A 23,870-nucleotide genomic window follows, 5' to 3' on the forward strand; every position below is an offset into this window, starting at 1 on the left:
ATCTCGTGACGCTCTTCCGGCTCGGACATCGGGATGCGGCTCCCTGCCTGCTCAAAAGGGGGGACGGTTACTCATCCGTAGAGTAGTAGGGGCCCCTGTGATCGGCAGTGCGGCGTTTACCACACCCGATGTGGCTTGCACGACCCCCACCTAGTGTGGGTCGTATGACCCCGCGAGATGCAGCAGACGACAGCCGCTGGTCCGACCTGGACCGCCCGCCCCTCAACGCCGCGGCGCTGCGGCGCGGGCTGGTGCGCGAGGCGGGCCTGTGGTCGGACCTGGACGTGGTGCAGAGCACCGGCTCCACCAACTCCGACCTGGTCGAACGGGCCGCCGCAGGCACCGCCGCGGAGGGCACCGTGCTGATCGCCGAGGAGCAGACCTCGGGCCGCGGACGCCTGGACCGGCACTGGAACGCCCCGGCCCGCTCCGGACTGTTCTTCTCCGTCCTGCTGAAACCGTCCGGGGTGCCGGTTGCCCGCTGGGGCTGGCTGCCGCTGCTGACCGGGGTCGCCGTGGCCTCCGGACTGGCCCGCGCGGCCGGCGTGGACACGGCCCTGAAGTGGCCCAACGACCTCCTGGTCACCATCGCCGGCGAGGAGCGCAAGGCCGGCGGGATCCTCGCCGAGCGCGCCGGGAACGACGGCGTGGTGGTCGGCGTCGGCATCAACGTCACCCTCCGTGCGGCGGAGTTGCCGGTGCCGCAGGCGGGCTCCCTGGCCCTGGCCGGAGCGGTGTCCACCGACCGCGATCCGCTGCTCCGGGCGGTGCTGCGGTCGCTGGAGGACTGGTACGGCCGGTGGCGCGCGGCCGGCGGCGATCCGGCGGCCGCCCGCCTTCAGGAGGCGTACGCGGCGGGCTGCGCCACGCTGGGCCGGGCGGTGCGGGCCGAGCTGCCGGGGGACCGGTCCCTCGTCGGGGAGGCGGTGGCGGTGGACGCCGACGGCAGGCTGGTGATCGCCACCGGGGAAGGCGTGCAGGAACCGGTCGGAGCGGGCGACATCGTGCACCTCAGGGCCGCGTGACGGCGTGCGCCGCGCGCACGGCCGCGACCCGCGCCCCGGACGATTCCGGCGGCCCGCGCCGGGGCCCTCGGCGCGGGCACGCGCCGGGTGCCCGGCGCGTCACCCGCGGGTGCGTCCCGGAGCGGGGGCGCGAGGCCCGGCGGTGCCCGGCCGCCTCGGCGCGCCGACCGCGCGCCCCCGGGGCGGCCGGGCGCACGCGCCGGCGCCCCGGCGCGCGAGCGCGCCTCCCCGCGCTGCTCCGGCATCGGGAGTGCCGCGGTCGTGCCTCCGCGCGCGAGTGAGCTGGCGCACACCTGCCGTACAGTTGAGGCCGGTCGATCCTGACCGCGGAAGATCGGAAGGGCAGCAGGCGTGACCGTCGACGACACGGGCTCCGACGCGGGCGCGGACGGCCGAGTGGACCCTTATGCCGCCGACCCCGGCGAGGATCCGCTCGCTCTGCGCCTCGAACACCTCATCCTCGGCGCCGAGCGGCGCTACACCCCCTTCCAGGCGGCCCGCAGCGCCGGTGTCTCCATGGAGCTGGCCTCGCGTTTCTGGCGGGCCATGGGCTTCGCGGACATAGGCCAGGCCAAGGCGCTGACCGAGGCGGACGTCCTGGCGCTGCGGCGGCTGGCCGGCCTCGTCGAGGCCGGCCTGCTCAGCGAGGCCATGGCGGTGCAGGTGGCCCGGTCCACGGGGCAGACCACCGCGCGGCTGGCGGACTGGCAGATCGACAGTTTCCTGGAGGGCCTGACCGAGCCCCCGGAACCGGGCATGACCCGCACCGAGGTGACGTACCCGCTGGTCGAGCTGCTGCTGCCGGAGCTGGAGGAGTTCCTCGTCTACGTGTGGCGCCGCCAGCTCGCCGCCGCGACCGGCAGGGTCGTGCAGGCCGCCGACGACGAGGAGATGGTCGACCGGCGGCTGGCCGTCGCCTTCGCCGACCTGGTCGGCTTCACGCGGCTGACCCGCCGGATGGAGGAGGAGGAGCTCGGCGAACTCGTCGAGGCCTTCGAGACCACCTCCGCCGACCTGGTCGCCGCCCGCGGCGGACGGCTCATCAAGACCCTCGGCGACGAGGTGCTGTACGCCGCCGACGACGCGGGTACGGCCGCCGAGATCGCCCTGCGCCTGATCGAGACCATGGCCAACGACGAGACGATGCCGGAGCTCCGCGTCGGTATGGCGTTCGGCACCGTGACGACCCGGATGGGCGATGTCTTCGGCACGACCGTCAACCTCGCCTCCCGGCTCACCTCGATAGCGCCGCGCGACGCCGTGCTGGTCGACTCCGCCTTCGCCGAGGAGCTGATCCGCTCCGGTGAGGCCCCGGCCTCGGAGGCGGAGGCCGCCGAGGCCGCCGCCGCTGCGGAGAAGGAGGGCGAGGAGCCGCCGACGTACCGTTTCGCGCTCCGCCCCATGTGGCAGCGCCCGGTGCGCGGTCTCGGCGTGGTCGAGCCGTGGCTGCTGAGCCGCCGGGAGGGCGGCGACGCCGGCACCGACGGCGACGTCGGGGCGTAGGGCGGGCCGGCGACCCGGACCCGGCGCCGGGCGCCCGAGCCGAGCCTGCGGCGGCGTCCGACGTGCGGACGCCTCGACGACGGGCCCGCCCGGGCCGGACGCGGCAGCGCGGCAGGGCAGCGGGCAGGGGCGCGGGTCCGGCGGCCGGCAGCGCCGGAGCCCCTGGGCGCGTACGGCTGCCGGCGCGCCGGTTGCCCGCTCGGGTCGCGGGTGTGGGGCGGGGCCGGCCGGCCTTCTCGGGCGCGGTCCAAGCGCAGGTGCGGGTCCATCGCGGCTGCACCCGATTCGCGGCTGCTGCACCTCCATCGCGGCTGCAGGTCCTTCACGGGCCTGCAGCCGTCCGTCCCCCGTACGTGACGTCCGGGCCTTGGGCGCTCAGAGGGCGCCCAAGAGGTCCAGGCACAGGTCCACGAACGGCAGGCACAGCCCGTCCCCGCCCGGCGCCGGATCGTCCGGCTGGTCCGGCCCGGGGCCGGAGGACCCCGTGGGGGGTGGGGAGACCGGCGTCGGCGATGCGGTGCCGGGCCCGGGCGGCGGTGAGGCCTGGCTGGTTCCCGACTCGGTCGGCGCGGCCGTGGAGGTGGGGTGCGGGCCGCCGGCGCCGGCGCCGGCGCCTTCGCCGGAACCGGCCGGGGCGGTGCGGCGAGGTGGCGCGGAGGTGGCTGCGGCGGGGCGGGGGTGTTCGGCGGGCGCGGCGCCCGTGGCACCGGGCGCGGTGGTCGTCGCAGGCCCGGCCGAGGGTGCCGCTGCCGACTGCCGGGGTCGGCCGTCGCCGCGGTGACCGTGCCGGTAGTGGGGCTCGGCCTGCGCGGTGCCGAGACCGCCGACACCGGACTCGGGGGCCAGCTGTACGAGGCTCAGCACGCCGGCGGCCAGGACGAGGCCCGTGGCGACGAGCAGCAGTCTGCGCGGCCGGCGCCGCCGGTGCCGGCCGCGCCCCCGGTCGCGGCGGTCGTCCCGGTCGCGGCGGTCGTGCCGGTCGTGCACCCGGTCGCTGCGGTGGGCATGCGCAGATATGGGTGCGCCGACGTCAGGCTCCCCGCCGTCCCCGGCCGCCTGGCCGCCGCTTCCTCCGCCGTCCCCGCCGCCGCCGGTCGTCCCGTCCGTCCCCGCGTGATCCGTCCCCGTGCGATCCGCGACGGTGTGGTCCCTGCCGGCGTGGTCCCTGCCGGTCGCGGGGTCGCTGGCCGGTGCGGCCCTGCTCCCGCTCGCCGGGATGCCCGCTGCCGGGCGCGCCTGTGCGGCGCTGCCCCCGTCCGCTGTCCTGTCCGCCACCGCGACCTCCCCGCCCGATGCGCTCCCGTCCGCCGTACGGCCGTGCCGCGCACGTTATGCCTCCAGGGCCGTATCGGGGCCGAAGTCGCCCGGATGTCACTCGAACGGGTAAGCGGGAGGGCGGCTCTTTCTTCGGCGGGCGCCGGCTGCGATGATCGGGGCGACCACGATTGTTAACCGGCGTTAACCGGAGGGTGTCATGAGCGAGGAGCTGTTCGGAGAGTTCGTGCGGGTGCGGCGGCCCGGCGACGGGCATGTGGCGGAGCTCGCCCTCGACCGGCCCCGGGCGATGAACGCGGTGTCGACCGGCATGGCCCGCTCGATCGCGGAGGCGTGCGCGGCCCTCTCCGCCGACCGGGGCGTCCGGGTGGTGGTGCTGACCTCGACGCACGAGCGGGCCTTCTGCGTGGGTGCCGACCTGAAGGAGCGGAACTCCTTCAGCGACGCCGACCTGATGCGGCAGCGGCCGGTGGCCCGGGGTGCGTACACCGGGGTGCTGGAGCTTCCGGTGCCGACGGTCGCGGCGGTGCACGGGTTCGCGCTGGGCGGCGGCTTCGAGCTCGCGCTGTCCTGCGACCTGATCGTGGCCGACCGTACGGCCGTGGTGGGGCTGCCCGAGGTGTCCGTGGGCGTGCTCCCCGGCGGCGGCGGTACGCAGTTGCTGCCCCGGCGCGTCGGGGCGGCCCGCGCGGCCGAGCTGATCTTCACGGCGCGTCGGGTGGAGGCGGTCGAGGCCCGTGAGCTGGGCCTGGTGGACGAGCTGGTGGACGCCGGCCGTGATCGCGAGGAGGCGCTGGAGCTGGCCGGACGCATCGCCGCGAACTCCCCGGTGGGGCTGCGTGCGGCCAAGCGGGCGCTGCGGCTCGGGCACGGTCTGGATCTGAGGGCGGGGCTGGAGGTCGAGGACGCCGCCTGGCGGACGGTGGCGTTCTCCGGGGACCGGGCGGAGGGCGTGGCGGCGTTCAACGAGAAGCGCAAGGCGGAGTGGCCCGGGGAGTAGCCGCAGCGCCGGACGGTCGGCGGGTTCCCGGCGCCCGCCGCCCCGAACCGGTGGCGGTGCGGGCCGCCGGACCTCAGTCGACCGGTGCCGCCTCCGGGGCTCGGCGGGCCCGAGGGCGCACTGTCACCGGCGTCGTCCCGGAAGTGGGCGGGGCACGCGCATCCAGGGCCCTCCGGGGCTTGTTCGGCGGGTCAGCGGCAGATGAGGGGCTCGGCGCGACCGCCTGCGGCGTCGCCGTCGGCCGCCGCCGCCCCGCGACGAAGCCCTCCTCCGCCCCGCGGGCCGAACGCGACGGGCCCCGCCCGCCCGTGCCGACCGGGAACCGCCGCTGCCCGCGGCCTGTTCCGCCGGGTGGGCATCCCGGCCCACCTGTTCGCCGCGCCTATGTCCCTTTTCTGGCGGAATCTCCCTAGCCTGGGGTGATGGGAGAGGACAGCCGGCTGGCGTCGGTCGTGGCGTTGGCGCAGGGCATGGCGGCGGCGCACACCCCGCGCGAGTCGTGGCGGGCGGCGGCGCTCGGCGCCTGCCGCGCGCTGACGGGGAGCTTCGCCGCGCTGTCGGTGTGGGAGCGGGAACTGGGGCGGTTGCGGGTGCTGGTCAACGTGGGGGACCGGGCCCCGGAGGAGGAGGAGTTCCCCGAGGGGGAGGCCTACCCCGTGCACCAGTTCCCCGAGATCACCGAGTTCCTCCACGAGCGCTGGGTGGGAGGCGGCGGGCCCAGCGCCTGGGTGGAGACCTCCGAGGGGCTCGCGGCCGGCCGACCCGGCTACTGCCACCAGCGCGTCGCCGCGCTGCGCCGCAGGGGGCGCGGCTGCTGCGTCGTCGCCCCGATCGTGCTGCACGGCCGCGCCTGGGGCGAGCTGTACGTCGCCCGCACCGCGGGGGCGCCCGTGTTCGACCGCGGGGACGCGGACTTCGCGACCGTGCTGGCCGCCGTGGCGGCCGCCGGGATGGCTCAGACCGAGCGGCTGGAGGAGGCCCGGCGGCTGGCCTTCACCGATGCGCTCACCGGTCTCGCCAACCGGCGCGCCGTCGACGTGCGTCTGGACGAGGCGGTCGAGCGCTTCCGGCGGGACGGCACGGCCGTGAGCCTCGTGGTCTGCGATCTCAACGGTCTCAAGCGGGTCAACGACACTCTCGGGCACGCCGTCGGCGACCGGTTGCTGGAACGATTCGGCTCCGTGCTGTCGCTGTGCGGGGCGATGCTGCCCGGCACTCTCGCCGCCCGTCTCGGTGGCGACGAGTTCTGCCTGCTCGCGGTCGGCCCGCGCGCCGACGACGTGGTGAAGGTGGCGGACGAGCTGTGCCGCCGGGCCGCCGAGCTGGAACTCGGGGAGGGGGTGGCCTGCGGGGTCGCCTCCACCGAGGAGGCGATCGGGCCGGTGCCCTCGGCGCGCCGGTTGTTCCGCCTGGCGGACGCCGCTCAGTACCAGGCCAAGGCCGAACGGGCGGACCGGCCGGTCGTGGCCGGCCGGGAGGGGCCCGACGACCCCGTGATCAGGCTCGCCGACACCCCGGCGGAGCCGCAGCCCCCCGAGCGCCGCCGCTTCCGCGGGCGCCGCTGAACCCGCCCCGCCTGCCCCGGTATGCCACCCGTCCCGGACGCCACCCGTCCCGGCCCGTGCCTGTCCCGGCCTGTGCCTGTCCCGGCCTGTGCCTGTCCCGGCCTGTGCCTGTCCCGGCCCGTGCCTGTCCTGGGCTGTGCCCGCCTCTCGGCGTGTCCGTTCCGGGCTGCGCCCGTGGTGCGAGTCGCTGCGGCTCTGCTGCCTCCCGGCGGGCGCGGTGCCGTTCGGCGGCTACCCGTCGGGCGCCCCCGCTCCGCCGGCTCCTTCGCGGTGGCGTCCTGCCGGGGCCGAGGCCCCGGCGCCCCCGCCGAGCCCGCCACGGGTGCCCGGCGGCGCCCCCGCCGAGCCCGCCACGGGGTGCCCGGCGGTGCGCCGCGGAGACCGGTCCGGTGGCTCGGTGCGCCGAGCGGTCGGGGAGGATCGGCAGGTGCCGGCGGGGATCGGCAGGTCTCGGTAAGGGGCGAACCGGGACCCGACTGGTGACATCTTCGTCTTCACTGCGTACGCTCCTGAATATGGATATGCACTCTGTGGTGGTGGGGACGTCCGGGGTGACCGCGTCCGACGTTCTCGCGGTGGCGCGCGGCGGCGCCCGCGTCGAGCTGGCCGAGGAAGCGGTGGCGGCCCTCGCCGCCGCCCGCGAGATCGTGGACGCGCTGGCGGCCAAGCCGGACCCGGTCTACGGCGTCTCCACCGGCTTCGGCGCCCTGGCCACCCGCCACATCAGCCAGGATCTGCGCGCCCGGCTGCAGCGCAACATCGTCCGCTCGCACGCCGCCGGAATGGGCCCCCGGGTCGAGCGGGAGGTCGTACGGGCCCTGATGTTCCTGCGCCTCAAGACGGTCTGCTCGGGGCGTACCGGGGTGCGCCCCGAGGTCGCGCGCACCATGGCCGACGTCCTGAACGCCGGGATCACCCCGGTCGTGCACGAGTACGGCTCCCTCGGCTGCTCCGGGGACCTGGCCCCGCTGTCCCACTGCGCGCTCACCCTGATGGGCGAGGGCGACGCGGAGGGTCCCGACGGCGCCGTACGGCCGGCCGGCGAACTCCTCGCCGCCCACGGGATCCAGCCGGTCGAGCTGCGCGAGAAGGAGGGCCTGGCCCTGCTCAACGGCACCGACGGCATGCTCGGCATGCTGGTCATGGCGCTGGCCGACCTCGACACCCTCTACAAGTCCGCCGACGTCACGGCCGCCCTCTCCCTGGAGGCGCTGCTCGGCACGGACAAGGTCCTGGCCCCCGAGCTGCACGCCATCCGCCCGCACCCGGGTCAGGGCGCGGCCGCCGCCAACATGCTGGCCGTGCTCGAGGGCTCCGGCCTCACCGGCCACCACCAGGACGACGCGCCCCGGGTGCAGGACGCCTACTCCGTGCGCTGCGCCCCGCAGGTCGCCGGCGCCGGCCGGGACACCATGGCGCACGCCGGCCTGGTCGCCGAGCGGGAGCTCGCCGCGGCCGTCGACAACCCCGTCGTGCTCCCCGACGGCCGGGTCGAGTCCAACGGCAACTTCCACGGCGCACCGGTCGCCTACGTCCTCGACTTCCTCGCCATCGCCGCCGCGGACCTCGCGTCCATCGCGGAGCGCCGCACCGACCGGCTGCTGGACAAGAACCGCAGCCACGGTCTGCCGCCGTTCCTCGCGGACGACGCCGGTGTCGACTCCGGCCTCATGATCGCCCAGTACACGCAGGCCGCACTGGTCAGCGAGATGAAGCGGCTGGCCGTACCGGCGTCCGCGGACTCGATCCCGTCCTCCGCGATGCAGGAGGACCACGTGTCCATGGGCTGGTCGGCGGCGCGCAAGCTGCGTACCGCGGTCGACAACCTCACCCGCGTGGTGGCCGTCGAGCTGTACGCGGCCACCCGCGCCATCGAACTGCGCGAGGGCCTCGCCCCGGCCCCCGCCTCCCGTGCGGTCATCGACGCGCTGCGTGCGGCCGGGGTCCAGGGACCCGGACCGGACCGCTTCCTGGCCCCGGACCTCGCCGCCGCGGACGCCTTCGTGCGCGAGGGGCGGCTCGTCGCGGCGGTGGAGACGGTGACCGGCCCGCTGCGGTAGCGGGACGTCCCCGCCCCGGGAGGTCGGGACCGCTCCCGCACCGGTCGGGGCGTGGCCCGTTCCCGCCCCGGCCGCCCCGGGAGCGCCCGCTCCGAGGCGGTCGCCCGGTTACGGCAGGCCCCCAGGCCTGGCCGCTCCCCGGGGCCGGCCGCTCCCCGGGCCTGGTCTCCGCCCGAGGCCGGCCCGGCAGGTACCTGGACGCAGCGCACCCCCACCCCCACCCCCACTCCCGGCCGTGGCACGCGGACGCACCCCGGGCGTGCACTGCGCGGCCGGGGGCGCCCGTCCGTGCGGTGCCCCGGACGGGCGTCCGCCCGCGTCGCGGCGGCGGGGTGCGCCGCACCCGCGGTGCTACGGGAGCTTGGCCGCCTGCGCCTCGACGACCGCGGCGGGGACGCTGTACGCCTTTCCGGAGGTCATGGCGGTGAAGTTGATCGTGTAGAACGTGGCCACGACGCTGCCCTTGCGCACCACCTCGGTGTGGAAGGCGGCGGTGGCCGTGGTGCTGCCGTCCACGGAGGCGTCCACGGTGAACGCCAGGGACTCGTCACCGGCGCCGGTCGCCTTCTCCGGCGCGATCCGGGTGATCTTCTGCTGTTCGCCGTCGGCGGTCACGCCGAAACCGCCGGAGCAGTTCTCGACTGCGTCGGAGACCGCCTTGAAGGTCTTGGCCGCGCCGTCGCCGCCGTAGGACGACAGCCCCACGAGCGTCACGTCCCGGTCCATGGCGGAGGCCCAGTCGTCGTCGCTGAGCTGGTCCGGGTCCTTGGTGGCGGCCGGCGTGTCCTCGGTGACCAGGTTGCGCGCGACCGCGTCCGTGTCGCCCGGGGCGAGAGCGGCCATGGCGTAGGCGAGCGGCGTGCACGCGGCCTTGTCCGCCTTCACCGTGCTCTTGCCCTTGGGCAGGGTGTCCTTGCCGTTGCCGGTCTTGTAGCCCTTCACGTCCCCCTCGGCCAGCAGCAGCTTCTGCAGCTCCGCCGTGGTGAGCGCCTCGGCGGGCGGAGCGGAGGACGAGGCCGGTGCCGACGAGCCGCCCGGCGACGGGCTCGACCCCCCGGATCCCTTCGCGTCCTTCCCGCCGCCGTCCGAGCAACCCGAGACGAGAGCGAACGACAGGGCCGTCACGGCAACCGCGGCGTACATCCGCGCACCCGATGATCTCTTCATGCGCGGACTATGAAGCGCGCGTCAAGAAAGCGTCAACTCATTTCCGCAACCGGGACGTTCCGGTCACGGGCGATCCGTCCCCGGACATAACGGTCTTGGGCATAACGGTCCCGGATGCAGCGGTCACAGGCCCAGCCGCTCCCGGCGTGCCGAGTAGACGACGAAGCCGGCGCCCACGGCGAGGAACAGGGTGCCGCCCGCCACGTACGGGGTGGTGTCGAAACTGCCCGTGTCGGCGAGCCGGACGCCGTCCGGTACCGCGTCCGCGGCCAGCTCCGCCGACATGTCCGCGGAGGTGGTGCCGCTCCCGCCGGGATCCGCTCCTGCCCGTGCCTTCGCGGTCGTCGTCGGCTGCGGCGACGCGGGGGTTCCCGGCGTCGCGTTGGCGGACGGGACGAACCACAGGGCACCCAGCAGAGATGCCGCGGCGGCGGCGGTCAGCAGCGGGCGGCGAGCGGATGACACGGAATATCGATCCCCTTGTGACGCGGGCGAATTGGCCGTACGGCGGGATGCTAATGATAGATGCGGGTCGCAGGAAAGCCACGGGAGCGGCCCGGACGTACGCTCTCGGCATGAGCACTCCTGACACATCACGTTTTGTGCGACTCCGCGTGGAACTCGTGGTCGAGGTCACCGACGAGAGCGCGGTGACCGGGGCCGCGCTGGAGAACATCAGTGACGATTCCGACATGCCGGACATTGAGCGCTCCTATGCCGAGAGTGCTGTGACGGAGGACACCGCAGAGGCGCTCGCCTATCTCGTCGACCCGTTCACGCTGGTCAGCGAGGTGCCCGGGGTCGAGCTCCAGCAGGCGTCGTGGTCGACCGAGCAGATCGACCACGACCCCGACTCGCCGGAGTGGGGCGTCGACGAGGATGATGACGGGTGGGACGACGGCGACCCGGACGACGAGGGTGACGGGGACGAGGGGCGCGGTGAACCGGGCCGGGGCGTCGGCCGCTCGGACGGACCCGGCTGAGGGCCCCGGGAAATTCATCGGCCCCGGACGGCAACCGCCGTCCGGGGTTTCTTCGTCTCAGGGGGCGCACCGACCGAGGCACCGGCACTGTTCCGGGCGGGCGGAACCCCCGCCCCGCGGGACGTGGCGTGCCCCACAGGTCCGCACTCTGTGGAACTGGGCGAACCGGTCGTAGCGTTGAAGATTCATTAACGGGGACTCGGGGTTTTGGGGATTCGGAAACGATGGAGAAGCGTGTGATGACGAACAGTAGGCGGCGCAAGGGCCTGGTGGCCGCGTCCGCCCTGCTCGGCGGTGTGCTGATGCTCTCGGCCTGCTCCGGCGGCGGCGACGGCGCTTCCGGAAGCGACTCGGGCGGCAAGGACACCTCGCAGGCCAAGGTCGACGAGGCGGCGGCCAAGAAGACCTCCGAGGCCCAGATCAAGATCACGCCCAAGGACGGTTCCGACAACGCCTCCATCAACAACTCCGCCGCCGTCACCGTCAGCAAGGGCACGCTCACCGACGTCACCATGACGTCGAACGACGGCAAGACGGTCTCCGGCGAGATGTCGGCCGACCGGACGAGCTGGAAGCCCACCGGCCAGCTCGCCCGCTCGACCACCTACAAGCTGGCGGCCACCGCGAAGGACGCCGACGGCCGCGAGGCCCACGAGAACGCCACCTTCACCACGGTCTCCCCGGCCAACAGCTTCATCGGCTACTTCACCCCGGACAACGGCACCACCGTCGGCGTCGGCATGCCGGTGTCGATCAACTTCAACAAGTCGATCACCAACAAGGCCGCCGTCCAGAAGGGCGTCAGCGTCACCTCCAGCAGCGGGCAGGAGGTCGCCTGCCACTGGTTCAACACCACCCGCATGGACTGCCGTCCGCAGGACTACTGGAAGGCCGGTTCCACCGTCACGCTGAAGCTGGACCTGGACGGCGTCGAGGGCGCCTCCGGCGTCTACGGCATCCAGCAGAAGACGGTCACCTTCCACATAGGCCGCAACCAGGTCTCCTACGTCGACGCGAAGACCAAGCAGATGAAGGTCACGCAGAACGGCAAGGTCATCAAGACCATCCCGGTCTCCGCCGGTGCGCCCGACCACAAGACGTACCAGGGCCAGATGGTGATCTCCGAGAAGTTCAAGGAGACCCGCATGAACGGCGCGACGGTCGGCTTCACCGACGACGACGGCAAGGGCGAGTACGACATCAAGGACGTGCCGCACGCCATGCGCCTGACCCGGTCCGGCACCTTCATCCACGGCAACTACTGGGGCGCCCCGTCCGTCTTCGGCAGCGTCAACACCAGCCACGGCTGCGTGGGCCTGCAGGACAAGCAGGGCGCCGACGACCCGAACACCCCGGCCGCCTGGTTCTACCAGCACTCGATCGTCGGCGACGTGGTGGTGATCTCCAACACCGGTGACAAGACCGTGGCCCCGGACAACGGCTACAACGGCTGGAACATGAGCTGGGACCAGTGGAAGGCGGGTTCGGCGGTCTGACCGCATCCACCGAACGCACCGAGGCGGCCGCCCGAAGGGGCGGCCGCCTCGGCGTTTCGGCCAGGCCTGCCGGTGGTCAGCGGGTGCCGGCCACGGGCGGCCGCCCGTCCGCGACGGCCGGTCCGGGTACGGCGGACCGCAGCAGCAGCCTCTCGTGCAGCACCTCCGAGACCTCCTCGGGCAGCCGCCCGCCCCGGGCCCACGCCACGACCTGCCCGGCGACCAGCCGGAGCTTGACGTTGGTGCGCTGGGAGACGGTCTTCAGCACCTCCCAGCCCTCCTCCGGACGCAGCCCGCCCAGCGTGATGACCACCCCGATCGCCTGGTCGACCACGGCGTGCGAGGCGAGCGCGTGCTTCAGCTGGCCCACCTCCGCCCGTAGGACGTCGTTCTGCTCGATCAGGTCCTTCTCCTCGCGCATGCGTGCTCTTTCCGCTCCTTTCCGCGCTCGGCGCCGGCGGCTGCCGCGCCCCGGTCCCGGCGCCGAACGAATCAACTCTTCACGCCCGGCACGCCCGGCACGACACGGGAAACGAAGGATCCGGCCCGCGACCGTCCACGGGACGCAGCCGCGACGGAAGTCACCGTTCCGAACCCGACGGTCAGGGCATGCGCACTCATGGGCGGAGACGACGTGGCCTCCGCATCGCAACCCCGGGGAACAACGTCGGCACGGAGGTGAGGTCGCCGTGAACACGCTGGAATTCGACAGCGACGACCTGGAACGGACCGAGGAGTTCTTCAACCGCGTCTACACCAGGATGCGCATCGGCAGCGGTACGTCGGACTCCACGACGGTGCGGGTACGACGCGTGGCCACCGAATCGGTCAGCGTCGACGAACTCGACGTCGACTTCGACATGGACTACTCGGTCACGCCGCTGGGCAGGATCTGCCTCTGCCGCGTCCACGAGGGCAGCATCCGGGACCACGCCCTCGCGGGCGGGGAGGGCACCTCGTTCGCGCCCGGCGACATGGTCTCCTTCGCACCCCCGGACGTGCCCTACAGCGGTCGGATCTGCTCCGCCCGCTACAACGTCACGATGCTGCGCCCCGAGCTGCTGTCACAGGTGGCCGCCACGGCCGAGCAGCGCGCTCCGCAGCCGGTGCGCCTCACCGGCCACCGGCCGTACTCCGAGTCCGCGGCACGCCGGCTGAGCAGCACGATCCTCTACCTCAGGGACCACGTCCTGGCCGATCCCGGGACGGCGGCTCAGCCGCTGGTCGCCGCGACGGCGGAGCAGCACCTCGCGGCCGGAGTCCTGGCGGCCTTCCCCAGCACGGCCCTCACCGAGCCCACCGCCTCCGACCGCAACGACGCGCACCCGGCCACGCTGCGGCGCGCGACGGCCCACATCGACGACCACGTCGACCAGCCGCTCACCGTCGCGGACATCGCGGCCGCCGCGCACGTGACCGTCCGAGCCGTGCAGTACGCCTTCCGCCGGCACCTGGACACCACCCCGCTCGGGTACCTGCGGCAGGTCCGCCTCGCGTACGCCCACCGCGAACTGGCCGCCGCCGACCGGACGACGGGCGCCACCGTGACCGGGATCGCCGCGCGCTGGGGGTTCTACCACCCCGGCCGTTTCGCGGCCCTGTACCGGGGCGCCTACGGGCGGCCGCCCCGGCAGACGCTCGACGAAGCCGCCTGACGGACGCGAGGTGCCCGGTCGCGTGACCGGCGACGCGGTCGTGCCGCGGGGCGCGGCGCCCGGGCGGAGGGTGCGCGCCGACCGGTCCCGGCACGTACGCGATGCTCCGGCGAACGCGCAGGCATCCTCGGCCGTACCGCGGGGAACAGGGGCAGGGCGAGGGCAGGACACGCGGGTTCGGAACAGCAGCCCGCCGCTCTCCCGCTCCTGTGCCGCCCGGTCCCGTACCGGGCGGCAGAGCCCGCTCAGGACCCGGCGCGCGCGGCGTCGCCCGACTTCGCCGTGTTCTCCCGGACGCTGATCCGTCCCTTGCGGATGGTGGCCAGGCGCGGCGCCTTCCTGGCGATGGCGGAGTCGTGGGTGACCATGACGAACGTCAGCCCCAACTCCTTCCACATGCGCTCCAGTACGTCCATGACCTCGTCGCGCATGCCCTCGTCCAGGTTTCCGGTGGGCTCGTCGGCGAGCAGCACCTTCGGCTGCTTGACCAGTGCGCGGGCGATCGCGACCCGCTGCTGCTGGCCGCCGGACATCTCACCGGGCAGATGCCCGAGCCGCTCGCCCAGACCGACCGACGTCAGCGCTTCGGCCGCCCGCTCCCGCCGCTGCCTCGCCTTGACGCCGAGGGGGACCAGCGCCGTCTCCACGTTCTCCTGGGCGGTGAGCGTCGGGATGAGGTTGAAGGACTGGAAGACGAAGCCGATCGTCTCGCTGCGTACCCGGGTCAGCTTCGCCTCCGAGAGCCCGGCCAGGTCGGTGCCGTCGAGCACGATCTCGCCGGAGGCGGGCCGGTCGAGTCCGCCGAGCATCTGCAGCAGCGTGGACTTGCCGCCGCCGGTGGGCCCCTGGATGACGAGACGGTCGCCGTCGGGGATGGTCAGGTCCACGCCGTCGAGGGCGTGCACGGTGTCCTTGCCTCTGGTGTACCGCTTGGTGACGGCGCTGAGTTCGTACATGGGAGCGACAACTCCTGGGTGACTGTCGGGGGAGAGGAGAGGGGATGAAGGGCCGCCGGGGAACCGCCGCCGGCCGCCGGCCGGCCGGCGCGACCCGCCGCACGGAGCCGCGGACGCGGACCGCCCGCCGTACGGAGCCGGGGGCCCGGACCGCCCGTCGCAAGGGGCCGGGGGCCCGGACCGCCCGCAGCGTCGAGGGGCTGTCCCGGGCCCCGGTTCACTCGACTCGGCGCAGCGCGTCCGCCGGACGGAGCCGGGACGCCCGCCAGCCGCCGAACCCGCCCGCGACGAGACCGCCGGCCACCGCGAGGGCCACGGCCAGGGCGACCGTCGACAGGTGGACGGGCGCGGTCAGCGCCACGTCCAGCGTCTTGGCCGCGGCTGCCCGCCGGCCCGGACCGCCGAACCCGCCGCCGAAGCCGCCCCCGCCCGAGCCGCCGCCCAACTGGGCCTGCAGGGTAGGGCTGACCGCGGTCACCGCGTAGGCGCCGACCAGGCCGAGCGCGATACCGAGGATGCCGCCGAGCAGCCCGTTGACGACCGCTTCGCCGACGACCTGCCGGGTCACCCGCCCGGACTTCCACCCCAGCGCCTTCAGCGTGCCGAACTCCCGCACCCGTCGGGACACCGCGGCGGAGGTCAGCAGCCCCGCGACCAGGAACGCGGCCACCAGCACCACCAGGGACAGCCACTTGCCGACGGTCGTGGCGAGGGAGGAGGCGGTGGACAGCGAGCCGGACACGGTGTCCGCGAGGTCGGCGGAGGTCGTCACGGTCGTGCCGGAGACGTTCTTCTGGATGGCCGACTTCACGCTGTCGATCTTCTGGGAGTCGGTGGCCTTCACGTAGATCGTGGTGACCTTGTCGGCCGAGTCGCTCAGCGTCTGCGCCTGCTTCAGCGGCACGTAGACGTTGGCCGCGGCGTCACCGCTGTCCGCCGTGGCGACGCCGACGACCGAGAAGGCCACCCCCTTGACGGTGAGGGTGGACCCCACCTTGAGGCTCTTCTCCTTGGCGTACGCGGAGTCCACGACCGCGACCTTCGCGTCGGTCTCCGAGGCCGTGAACGTGCGCCCGCTTGTGATCTCGGAGGAGGTGAGCGGTCCGAGGTCCGGCTTGGCGACGTCGGTGCCGTAGACGGAGTAGTTGTTCACGTCGAAGTCGGCCCCGCCGCCCTTGACTTCGCCCTGGGGCTGGCCGCCGCCACGCCGGCCCCCGCCGCTGCCGCCCTGCTGTTCGAACCTGCCCCGGGTGAACTGACCGCTCACCTTCACGACCTGCAGACTGAGCCCGCCGACGGCGTCCGCCACGCCGCTCTGCCGACCCACCTCGGCGACGGTCGCGGAGGACAGGGTCTGGAAGCCGCGCACCATGACCCGGTCGGTGCTCTGCTCCCCGCCGTCGCCGTCGTCCTTCGCGTCGAACTTGAACCTGGGCCGCTGGGACGCGTTCGCCGTCGGCGCGGCGGCCTTGGTGACCGTCATGTCCGTGCCCAGGCCGTACAGCGACTGGAGCACCTCGTCCTGCGCCTTGCCCATGCCCGAGGACACGGAGTCGACCACGATGACCAGCGCGATGCCCAGTGCGAGACCGGAGGCGACGACGAAGGCCGCCTTTCTGCGGCGGCGCAGCTCGCGCCTCAGGTAGGTGAAGAACATGCGTGGCAACGTAGGGACGGCCCGTGATGAAGGGTTAAGGCTGACATAAGAGAAGGATGAGAAGCCGTGCCGAGCCGTGCCCGGTGCCGCAGCGCCGCCCCGCGGCGGGCGGCTCTCTCCCCCCGGGAGCCCGAGCGGTCCTCGGCCCCCGGCCCGTTCAGCGCCGGGGCCGCCCGGAGCCACCGTCCGGGTCGCTGCCCGCGTCCGACCGTGTCCGCGCCCGCACCGGTGCCTCCGGCTCCGATCCGGTGCCCGCCGCGGTCGCGTCCGCGCCCCAGCTCGCCAGCAGGCGCAACGCCGGCGCGGACGGCGAATCCGGCTCGGCGTGATAGGTGATCAGCGACTGCTCACCGTCGTCCACCAGCCGGAACGACTCGAAGTGCAGCGCCAGCTCGCCCACCAGCGGGTGCTGCAACCGCTTGACGCCGTGGCTCTTGTCCTTCACGTCGTGTGTGGCCCACAGCCGCCGGAACTCCTCGCTCTTCACCGACAACTCGCCCACGAGAGCGGACAACCGGGTGTCGTCCGGATGGCAGCCGGCGTCCATGCGCAGGGCGCACACGATGTCGATGGCCTTCTGCTCCCACTCCACGAACAGGTCCCGGTACTCGGGGCGCAGGAACACCAGCCGCGCCCAGTTCCGCTCCGCCACCGGCAGCTGGGCCCAGTCGCCGAAGACCGCGGCCGCCATCCGGTTCCAGGCCAGGATCTCCGTACGCCGTCCCACGACGTACGCGGGCACGCCGTCCATGGTGTCCAGCAGCTGCCGCAGCGAGGCGCGCACCTGCTGCTGCCGCGCCCCCGGCCTCTTCTTGTGCCGCTTCGGCTTCGCCAGATGGGTCAGGTGCGCGTGCTCGGCGTCGGTCAGCCGCAGCGCGCGGGCGATCGAGTCCAGCACCTCCGCCGACACGTTCCGCCCGTTGCCCTGCTCCAGGCGGGTGTAGTAAGCCACGGACACCCCGGCCAGTTGCGCCAGCTCCTCGCGTCGCAGCCCCGGCACCCTGCGGTGCCGGCCGAAGTCCGGCAGCCCCACGTCCGCCGGCTTCAGCCGGGCGCGCCGGGTACGCAGGAACTCGCTGAGCTCCGCCCGCCGGTCCAGGGCGCCGGCGGCCTCCTGAGGGGCTTGCGGATGTTCGTCCATGCCGCCCAGTATTCCTGGTCGTATGCCCAGGAGCCTGATCCCGCCAGTGGTAGGCACGGCGTGCGTACGCCGAGCCGTGGTCTGGGTGGACGCGCGCACCCGGGGCACCCTGGACGGTGCGCCCGGCCGAACGACAGGCCGGGCCGGACGTTCCGTCGCTAGGAGAACCCCGGCATGACCTCTGTTGCTGCGTACGCCGCCCCCGCGCCCAAGGCCCCGCTGGAGCGCACCACCATCCAGCGCCGCGCGGTCGGTGACTCCGACGTCCTGATCGACATCAAGTACGCCGGCATCTGCCACTCCGACATCCACCAGGCCCGCGAGGGCTGGGGCGAGGCCCTCTTCCCGATGGTGCCCGGCCACGAGATCGCGGGCGTGGTCAGCGAGGTCGGGCCCGGAGTGACGAAGTTCGCCGTCGGCGACCGCGTCGGCGTCGGCTGCATGGTCGACTCGTGCCGCGAGTGCGACAACTGCCGGGCGGGCCTGGAGCAGTACTGCACCGGCGGCGGGATGGTCGGCACGTACAACGCCGTGGGCAGGGACGGCGAGCCCACCTACGGCGGTTACTCCCAGAAGATCGTCGTCGACGAGGAGTACGTCCTGCGGATCCCGGACGGCCTCTCCCTCGACGTCGCCGCCCCGCTGCTGTGCGCCGGCATCACCCTGTACTCCCCGCTCAAGCACTGGGGCGCAGGCCCCGGCAAGAAGGTCGCGATCGTCGGCATGGGCGGCCTCGGCCACATGGGCGTCAAGATCGCCCACGCCCTGGGCGCCGAGGTCACCGTGCTCTCCCAGTCGCTGCGCAAGCAGGACGACGGCCTGCGGCTGGGCGCCGACCACTACCGCGCCACCAGCGACCCCGCGACCTTCACGGACCTGGCCGGCACCTTCGACCTGATCGTCTCCACCGTCTCCGCCCCGCTGGACCTGGGTGCCTACCTGTCCCTGCTGAGGACGCGCGGCGCACTGGTGAACGTGGGCGCCCCGGAGGAGCCCATCGCGCTCAACCTGTTCTCGGTGATCGGCGGCGGGAAGACCCTCGCCGGCTCCATGATCGGCGGCATCGCCGAGACCCAGGAGATGCTGGACTTCTGCGCCGAGCACGGACTCGGTGCGGAGATCGAGCTGATCCGCGCCGACGAGATCAACGAGGCCTACGACCGGGTGGTCGCCAGCGACGTCCGCTACCGCTTCGTCATCGACACGGCGACGATCTGACCCACCCCCGCGCCGCGGAGGACCCCCGGAGAGGCGATCTCCCCGGGGGTCCTCGCCGCTCCCGGCGAGGACCGCGACGGGCGGCCGGCATCCCCTTCGCCGCATCTCCTCTGCCTTACTCCGTTTGCCCTACTTCTTTGCCTTACTTCGTTTGACTTGCTCCGTTCGGCAACGGAATGCACCTGCGGTGGCGGTCGTGTCACCGACTGTCGAGGAAGGCCCTGATCTCCCCGTTGAAGGCGGCCGGGTTCTCCCAGAAGGCGAAGTGACTGCCCCGCTCGGGGAGAATCCGCACCACGGCCCCCGGAATCGCCGAGGCGACCGAGCGTGCGGCGGCGACCGGGATCACGCTCTCCGCCCCTCCCAGGACCAGGGTCGGCACGGTGATCCGGGGGAGGACGTCACGCCAGTCGTGCATGACGTTGTCCAGCAGCAGTCTGCCGGCGTACTCCCGGGGCAGGAGCAGGTTCCGGCCCAGCACCCACTGCCGGTCCCCCTCGTCGGCCGACTCCGTCCACATGTCATCCAGGAACCGCGCGCTGAGGGCCTCGGCGTCGGACCGCGGGTCGCGAAGCCCCCGGACGACGTCGGCGATCTGCGCCAGGCCGTACAGCGCGCCGACCTCCTCGGCCAGGCCGTCGGGCCAGTACGGCTGCCGGATCAGGACGGCCGGCTCGTCGAACAGCACCAGACGTGCCAGCCGGTCCCCGCCGAACAGGTCCCAGTAGGACCACGCCAGCGCGCAGCCCATGGAATGGGCGACCCAGACGACATCGGTGAGGTCCAGGGAGTGGACGAGCTGGTGGAGGTCCGTCGAGAGCCGGGCGATCCGGTACCCGTGGTCCGGCCGGTCCGAGTCACCGTGGCCGCGGTGGTCCACGGCCACCACGTGATGCGTACGGGCGAAGTCGGCGATCTGGTGGCGCCACTGCGCCGCGGTCTGCGACCAGCCGGGGACGAGAAGCATGTCCGGGCCGCTTCCGGCCTCGAGATAGTGCAGCCGCACGCCGTCGTCCGTCGTGGCGAACCCACTGCGCACGCCGCCCATCCCGCCTCCTCCGGTACACCGCCGGCCACCATGGCGCCCCGGCGGGGAGCACCACGGCCCCGTCCCACCGCACGACGTCGACGCACCCTCGGGCAATCCGCCCGAACCGACCACTGCCAACCAAGAAGGTCTCATGCCGACCGGCTCGACCCGGGCTGACACGCGAGCCCGTCCCCCTTCCCGCCTTCCACCCGCGCCCCTGTTCCCCCTTCCGCTGCCCCTTCCGCTGCCCCATCCGCTGCCCCCTCCGCGCGGCACCCCGCCGGTACCGACGGCCGGGGTCCGCGCCGCCGCTACGCCCGCGACTTTCCGCGGCCCGGCAGCGGCAGGAGGGCCAGCCCCGCCACGACGAGCGGCAGGAAACTGACGACCAGCATGGTCAGTTGCAGCGCGTGGGCGAAGTCCAGCCCGAGGCGGAGTCCCGAGGCCTCCTGGAGCAGGTTCGGATCGTAGACACTGCCTCCGGGATGCTGGGCCATCCCGCTGCGCACGGCGTCCACGGCCTGCCGGCCCTCCTCCGCCGACAGGTCGCGGGACTCGGCGTCCGCCAGCCACTGCTGCTGGAAGAAGTGGTTGAAGAGCAGGAGGTAGACCGTGGGGCCGAGGGCGGAGCCGGTCATCGCGAAGGCCATCTGGACGGAGGCCACCGTGCCGGACTGCCCGGCCGGTGCCTGGGCGAGGACCGTCTCGGACACCGACGTGGAGGTGACCAGTGCCCCCAGGTTGGTCAGCCAGGTGGCCAGCACGAGCAGCCACACCGCCATCGTGGGGTCGGCGGTGCCGGCCAGCAGCAGCCCGCTCGCCGTCATGATCAGCAGGCCGGTGACCATCACCGGCCGCGGGGTGTGCTTCCCCACCATGCGCCCGGCCAGGATCACGGCACCGGCGACGAGCAGCGTGCCGGGCAGGTACAGCAGGCCGATCTTCTCGGGCGACAGGGACAGCACCACGCTGCCGAACTGGCCCAGCACGAGACTGAGCCCGACGCCCAGGAAGTTCAGCGTGAGCGCGGCCGCCAGCGCCACGCTGAACGGTGCACTGCGGAACAGCGCGAGGTCCAGGGCAGGCCGGTCGGTGCGGCGGGCGTGGAGGACGTAGAGCGCGGCGGCGGCCGCGCTGACCAGCAGCGGCACCCAGGCCTGGGGCCGGGACAGGCCGTTCTGCCCCGCGGCGAGGCCCACGACGAGCGCCAGCAGGACCAATCCGATCAGGCCGACCCCTCTCACGTCCACGCCTCGGCCCTCCTGTACGGGCGAGGCCGGGACGTGGCGGGCCGTCAACCAGAGCGCGACCAGGGACAGCAGCGGGGCGATCAGGAACAGGAACCGCCAGCCGACGGCCCCCACCGCCCAGCCGGTGAACGCGGGGATCACCCCGCACAGGACCATCTCGACGGCCATCAGGACACCGATGGCGGTGGGCCGTTGCTCCTCCGACACCGAGACCTTCAGCAGCGCCAGCGGCACCCCCAGCAGCGCGGTCATCCCCAGCCCGTTCAGGAAGCGCATCGCCAGCAGGAAGCCGTAGCCGGGCGAGAGCGCGGAGAGCAGGTCGACGACCGTGACGAGCACCAGTCCCAGCATCAGCAGCCGCTTGAGCCCGACGGCGTCCCCGAGGCTGCCCGCCGCCAGGACGGAGGCGGCCATCACCAGCGTCGCGGCTCCGCCCAGCAGCCCGACGCCCTGCGGCGGGACGTGGAGGGCCTGGTCCACCTGGGGCAGATTGAGACTGAGGACGAGCGGGTCGACGACCGTCACCGTGAACGCCAGGGACAGCCCGAGGACGATCCGCAGCGGCAGCCGTCCGGCACGTGACGTGACCACCGAGTCCGCCGCCGTGCCCCCGCTGCTCCCACGTCCCATGCCGGGACGCTAGCCCGGCGACGGCGTACGGCCGTGCGTGCCCGTACCAACACGCACGGGGGTCAGACGATCGGGCCAGCCGTGCGGCCGCGAACCGCGCCGCCACCCGGAGACCCGGCCCCCATGACCGACCGTGCCTCTGCTCCTCCTGACCCGCCTGGGCCGACCACCCCACTACCCTGGCCCGCCGCAACAACCTCGCCACCGCCTACGAGGCTGCGAAGGCGCGACACAGGCGTGGATGAACTCGTCAAGACGCACGATCTGCGTCGGACTCCGTGCAACGCCAGGTGATCCGCCGCCGTGGCCGGGGAGACGCGGGGAGACCCCGCCGGCGGGGGAGGGGTAGGGATCCGGGCCCCGGGGCCGCTGCACGGGTGAGGAATCGCTCGGAACCCGCATGCGTTGAGCAGGTTGGGCCGTGAATGCCGGTGGCGTGTGCGCCGGGGAGCCCGAGCGACCGAGCTGACGGAGTATGGAGGGCCGCAATGGCTGCGCAGACGCAGAGGGCCGTGCTGGCGGGCGGATGTTTCTGGGGGATGCAGGATCTGATCCGCCGGCTCCCGGGCGTGACGGCGACCCGGGTCGGGTACACCGGGGGCGACGTGCCGAACGCGACGTACCGCAACCACGGCACGCACGCGGAGGCCATCGAGATCCTCTTCGACCCGGAGAAGACCGACTTCCGCACGCTGCTGGAGTTCTTCTTCCAGATCCACGACCCGAGCACGGTGAACCGCCAGGGCAACGACGTCGGCCTCAGCTACCGCTCGGCGATCTACTACGTGGACGACGAGCAGAAGCGCATCGCCGAGGACACGATCGCCGACGTGGACGCCTCCGGCCTGTGGCCGGGCAAGGTCGTCACCGAGGTGGAACCGGTCGGACCCTTCTGGGAGGCCGAGCCCGAGCACCAGGACTACCTGCAGCGCTACCCGGAGGGCTACACCTGCCACTTCCCCCGTCCGGGATGGCGGCTGCCCGCCCGCGCGGACGACTGACCCGCGGCGGCCGCGCGCCGTGCGGGCCGGTCAGTGCGGCAGCGTCGCCGGGCTTCCTCCGTTCGCCTCGTAGCCGGCGACCGCAAGCGCGCGGTACACCGCGAACTCCGCGGCCGGATCGGCGGACAGGGTCCAGGGGAGCGCGCCGACGTGCCCGTCGACGTGGACGAGTTGGTCCATCGCCTCCGCCCAGCGCTCCGCACGGACCAGGAAGAAGACCAGCAGGTGGCGCACGTGGGCCAGCATGGGGTCGTCGGGGCGGGCCGCGTGGACGGCGTGCAGCGCGCCGTGCACGGCCCTGGTGACGACCTCGCTGCGGTAGAAGCCGCGGACCAGGTTCACCTCGGGGAGGTGCTCGAAGACCGCGAACAGCGGCAGCGCGGCCAGCAGCGACCCCTCGGGCGCCCGGGCCGCCGCGGACTCCGCGAACCGGTACGCCAGCTCCCGTGAGCCGTGCCACTTCTCGCACCAGTAGTGCAGTGCGGCGAGGTGGGCGCCCATGTGGTGCGGGGCGCGGTCCAGGACCTTCGACCAGAGCTGCTCGAACTCCTCGGAGGAGTAGCCGAGCCCGCGGGCGACGGACAGCTCGGGGAGGTACGGGACCGGATCGCCGGGCGCCAGCAGCGCCGCCGCACCGCAGGCCTCCTTCGCCTCCTCCATGATGATGCGGAAATCGTCGGTGCCCGGCGTCGCCGTCCGCCAGGCCTGCTGCGCCAGGAACTCGGCGTGCACCGCGGCACCGCCCGCGTCCTTGGGCCGTTCGGCCCGCCAGACCCGCAGCCACTGCCCGCCCGGTATCTCGCCGACACCGCCGGGCCGCTGGGCCAGCTCCAGCGAGGCCGCGCCGGCGAAGGCCTGGACGCGCTGCCAGCGCGTCTCGCCCTCGGCCTCGGTGCCGGCCAGCAGCTGCGCGGCCGATGTGTAGTCCTGCGTGCGCTGGACGAGGTCGAGCACGTCCAGCAGGTCCTGGTCCGGGCCGGGCAGGCGAACGTCGAGCTCCTCCTCGCGGGCGAAGCCGTACTTCGCGGGGTCCGCCGCGTCCGGGTGGCCGGGGTGCACCTGCTCGATCATGCCGCGCCTGCGCCTGATGACCGGCAGCAGCACGAAGCCGAACATCACCACGGCCATCAGGACCCAGATAATCTCCATGCCTCAAGCGAACCAGACCGCGCCGACAATTGGCCAACCTGCCGGACGCGACCTGTGGAAAACCCGGGAGGCCGGCGACCGCCGGCCCGGTCGCGGCCGGGCCGATCGG

Annotated in this window: 20 protein-coding genes; 10 read left to right on the forward strand and 10 right to left on the reverse strand. The window is 73.6% G+C overall.

Translation table 11 applies throughout. The annotated features are described in order from the left end of the window. Positions 1–164: 164 nt before the first annotated feature. Both ACL02U_RS30100 and ACL02U_RS30105 read left to right on the forward strand, forming a co-directional pair. Complete coding sequence (locus ACL02U_RS30100; RefSeq protein WP_412794154.1) at positions 165–1,025, forward strand: biotin--[acetyl-CoA-carboxylase] ligase; 861 nt, start codon at positions 165–167, stop codon at positions 1,023–1,025. Between the two features lie 351 nt (positions 1,026–1,376). After that, a complete protein-coding gene (locus ACL02U_RS30105; protein ID WP_412794155.1) occupies positions 1,377–2,528 on the forward strand; it encodes an adenylate/guanylate cyclase domain-containing protein in 1,152 nt (383 codons plus the stop codon). 375 nt (positions 2,529–2,903) lie between these two features. Here the strand turns inward: ACL02U_RS30105 and ACL02U_RS30110 are convergent, their stop codons facing one another. Then, positions 2,904–3,515, reverse strand: coding sequence for a hypothetical protein (locus tag ACL02U_RS30110; protein WP_412794156.1), 612 nt, complete (start codon positions 3,513–3,515; stop codon positions 2,904–2,906). Positions 3,516–4,002: 487 nt separating this feature from the next. On the opposite strand from ACL02U_RS30110, the gene ACL02U_RS30115 reads away from it, so the two are divergent. The 3 genes from ACL02U_RS30115 (at position 4,003) to hutH (ending at position 8,428) form a co-directional block, all read left to right on the forward strand. After that, entirely contained in the window at positions 4,003–4,803 is an 801-nt protein-coding gene (locus ACL02U_RS30115; RefSeq protein WP_412794157.1) for an enoyl-CoA hydratase/isomerase family protein, read from the forward strand. A 422-nt stretch (positions 4,804–5,225) separates the two neighbouring features. Next, the gene (locus tag ACL02U_RS30120; RefSeq protein ID WP_412794158.1) at positions 5,226–6,368 is read left to right on the forward strand and encodes a diguanylate cyclase domain-containing protein; all 1,143 of its coding nucleotides are present in this window, start codon (positions 5,226–5,228) and stop codon (positions 6,366–6,368) included. Positions 6,369–6,889: 521 nt separating this feature from the next. Next, positions 6,890–8,428 (forward strand): histidine ammonia-lyase, encoded by a 1,539-nt coding sequence (gene hutH / locus ACL02U_RS30125; RefSeq protein ID WP_412794179.1) that lies wholly within the window; start codon positions 6,890–6,892, stop codon positions 8,426–8,428. Between the two features lie 351 nt (positions 8,429–8,779). Here the strand turns inward: hutH and ACL02U_RS30130 are convergent, their stop codons facing one another. Further along, entirely contained in the window at positions 8,780–9,595 is an 816-nt protein-coding gene (locus tag ACL02U_RS30130; RefSeq protein ID WP_412794159.1) for a hypothetical protein, read from the reverse strand. 123 nt (positions 9,596–9,718) lie between these two features. Next, positions 9,719–10,060 (reverse strand): LAETG motif-containing sortase-dependent surface protein, encoded by a 342-nt coding sequence (locus ACL02U_RS30135; RefSeq protein ID WP_412794160.1) that lies wholly within the window; start codon positions 10,058–10,060, stop codon positions 9,719–9,721. 110 nt (positions 10,061–10,170) lie between these two features. Here ACL02U_RS30135 and ACL02U_RS30140 point away from each other — a divergent pair, with 110 nt between their 5' ends. Further along, entirely contained in the window at positions 10,171–10,578 is a 408-nt protein-coding gene (locus tag ACL02U_RS30140) for a hypothetical protein (RefSeq protein ID WP_412794161.1), read from the forward strand. A gap of 239 nt (positions 10,579–10,817) precedes the next feature. Beyond that, on the forward strand, positions 10,818–12,074 hold the full coding sequence (locus ACL02U_RS30145; RefSeq protein WP_412794162.1) for a L,D-transpeptidase: 1,257 nt from the start codon (positions 10,818–10,820) through the stop codon (positions 12,072–12,074). A gap of 76 nt (positions 12,075–12,150) precedes the next feature. Here the strand turns inward: ACL02U_RS30145 and ACL02U_RS30150 are convergent, their stop codons facing one another. Continuing rightward, positions 12,151–12,495 (reverse strand): ANTAR domain-containing protein, encoded by a 345-nt coding sequence (locus ACL02U_RS30150; protein ID WP_412794163.1) that lies wholly within the window; start codon positions 12,493–12,495, stop codon positions 12,151–12,153. 268 nt (positions 12,496–12,763) lie between these two features. Between ACL02U_RS30150 and ACL02U_RS30155 the strand changes: the two genes are divergently transcribed. Next, a complete protein-coding gene (locus ACL02U_RS30155) occupies positions 12,764–13,729 on the forward strand; it encodes a helix-turn-helix transcriptional regulator (RefSeq protein ID WP_412794164.1) in 966 nt (321 codons plus the stop codon). 245 nt (positions 13,730–13,974) lie between these two features. Here the strand turns inward: ACL02U_RS30155 and ACL02U_RS30160 are convergent, their stop codons facing one another. From ACL02U_RS30160 to ACL02U_RS30170, 3 genes are all read right to left on the reverse strand, one after another. Further along, the gene (locus ACL02U_RS30160) at positions 13,975–14,685 is read right to left on the reverse strand and encodes an ABC transporter ATP-binding protein (protein ID WP_412794165.1); all 711 of its coding nucleotides are present in this window, start codon (positions 14,683–14,685) and stop codon (positions 13,975–13,977) included. Between the two features lie 217 nt (positions 14,686–14,902). After that, on the reverse strand, positions 14,903–16,342 hold the full coding sequence (locus ACL02U_RS30165; RefSeq protein WP_412794166.1) for an ABC transporter permease: 1,440 nt from the start codon (positions 16,340–16,342) through the stop codon (positions 14,903–14,905). Between the two features lie 157 nt (positions 16,343–16,499). Continuing rightward, complete coding sequence (locus ACL02U_RS30170; RefSeq protein ID WP_412794167.1) at positions 16,500–17,483, reverse strand: helix-turn-helix domain-containing protein; 984 nt, start codon at positions 17,481–17,483, stop codon at positions 16,500–16,502. Between the two features lie 174 nt (positions 17,484–17,657). On the opposite strand from ACL02U_RS30170, the gene ACL02U_RS30175 reads away from it, so the two are divergent. Next, complete coding sequence (locus ACL02U_RS30175) at positions 17,658–18,701, forward strand: NAD(P)-dependent alcohol dehydrogenase (protein WP_412794168.1); 1,044 nt, start codon at positions 17,658–17,660, stop codon at positions 18,699–18,701. Positions 18,702–18,900: 199 nt separating this feature from the next. Here ACL02U_RS30175 and ACL02U_RS30180 read toward each other — a convergent pair whose 3' ends face one another. Continuing rightward, positions 18,901–19,749 (reverse strand): alpha/beta fold hydrolase, encoded by an 849-nt coding sequence (locus ACL02U_RS30180; RefSeq protein ID WP_412794169.1) that lies wholly within the window; start codon positions 19,747–19,749, stop codon positions 18,901–18,903. Between the two features lie 293 nt (positions 19,750–20,042). Next, entirely contained in the window at positions 20,043–21,611 is a 1,569-nt protein-coding gene (locus ACL02U_RS30185) for an MFS transporter (RefSeq protein ID WP_412794170.1), read from the reverse strand. 488 nt (positions 21,612–22,099) lie between these two features. On the opposite strand from ACL02U_RS30185, the gene msrA reads away from it, so the two are divergent. Then, complete coding sequence (gene msrA, locus ACL02U_RS30190; protein WP_412794171.1) at positions 22,100–22,612, forward strand: peptide-methionine (S)-S-oxide reductase MsrA; 513 nt, start codon at positions 22,100–22,102, stop codon at positions 22,610–22,612. A 30-nt stretch (positions 22,613–22,642) separates the two neighbouring features. Here msrA and ACL02U_RS30195 read toward each other — a convergent pair whose 3' ends face one another. After that, positions 22,643–23,761, reverse strand: coding sequence for a hypothetical protein (locus tag ACL02U_RS30195; RefSeq protein WP_412794172.1), 1,119 nt, complete (start codon positions 23,759–23,761; stop codon positions 22,643–22,645). Positions 23,762–23,870: the final 109 nt, after the last annotated feature.

Origin of the sequence: Streptomyces sp. MS06 (assembly GCF_047200655.1) — a bacterium.
Lineage (GTDB): Bacteria > Actinomycetota > Actinomycetes > Streptomycetales > Streptomycetaceae > Streptomyces.

What these genes read in the sequence shown, in the direction of transcription:
- ACL02U_RS30100 (WP_412794154.1), top strand. Translation starts at nt 165, where the DNA reads ATGACCCCGCGAGATGCAGCAGACGACAGCCGCTGGTCCGACCTGGAC.
- ACL02U_RS30115 (WP_412794157.1), top strand. Translation starts at nt 4,003, where the DNA reads ATGAGCGAGGAGCTGTTCGGAGAGTTCGTGCGGGTGCGGCGGCCCGGC.
- ACL02U_RS30120 (WP_412794158.1), top strand. Translation starts at nt 5,226, where the DNA reads ATGGGAGAGGACAGCCGGCTGGCGTCGGTCGTGGCGTTGGCGCAGGGC.
- hutH (WP_412794179.1), top strand. Translation starts at nt 6,890, where the DNA reads ATGCACTCTGTGGTGGTGGGGACGTCCGGGGTGACCGCGTCCGACGTT.
- ACL02U_RS30130 (WP_412794159.1), bottom strand. Translation starts at nt 9,595, where the DNA reads ATGAAGAGATCATCGGGTGCGCGGATGTACGCCGCGGTTGCCGTGACG.
- ACL02U_RS30140 (WP_412794161.1), top strand. Translation starts at nt 10,171, where the DNA reads ATGAGCACTCCTGACACATCACGTTTTGTGCGACTCCGCGTGGAACTC.
- ACL02U_RS30145 (WP_412794162.1), top strand. Translation starts at nt 10,818, where the DNA reads ATGACGAACAGTAGGCGGCGCAAGGGCCTGGTGGCCGCGTCCGCCCTG.
- ACL02U_RS30150 (WP_412794163.1), bottom strand. Translation starts at nt 12,495, where the DNA reads ATGCGCGAGGAGAAGGACCTGATCGAGCAGAACGACGTCCTACGGGCG.
- ACL02U_RS30160 (WP_412794165.1), bottom strand. Translation starts at nt 14,685, where the DNA reads ATGTACGAACTCAGCGCCGTCACCAAGCGGTACACCAGAGGCAAGGAC.
- ACL02U_RS30165 (WP_412794166.1), bottom strand. Translation starts at nt 16,342, where the DNA reads ATGTTCTTCACCTACCTGAGGCGCGAGCTGCGCCGCCGCAGAAAGGCG.
- ACL02U_RS30170 (WP_412794167.1), bottom strand. Translation starts at nt 17,483, where the DNA reads ATGGACGAACATCCGCAAGCCCCTCAGGAGGCCGCCGGCGCCCTGGAC.
- ACL02U_RS30175 (WP_412794168.1), top strand. Translation starts at nt 17,658, where the DNA reads ATGACCTCTGTTGCTGCGTACGCCGCCCCCGCGCCCAAGGCCCCGCTG.
- ACL02U_RS30180 (WP_412794169.1), bottom strand. Translation starts at nt 19,749, where the DNA reads ATGGGCGGCGTGCGCAGTGGGTTCGCCACGACGGACGACGGCGTGCGG.
- ACL02U_RS30185 (WP_412794170.1), bottom strand. Translation starts at nt 21,611, where the DNA reads ATGGGACGTGGGAGCAGCGGGGGCACGGCGGCGGACTCGGTGGTCACG.
- msrA (WP_412794171.1), top strand. Translation starts at nt 22,100, where the DNA reads ATGGCTGCGCAGACGCAGAGGGCCGTGCTGGCGGGCGGATGTTTCTGG.
- ACL02U_RS30195 (WP_412794172.1), bottom strand. Translation starts at nt 23,761, where the DNA reads ATGGAGATTATCTGGGTCCTGATGGCCGTGGTGATGTTCGGCTTCGTG.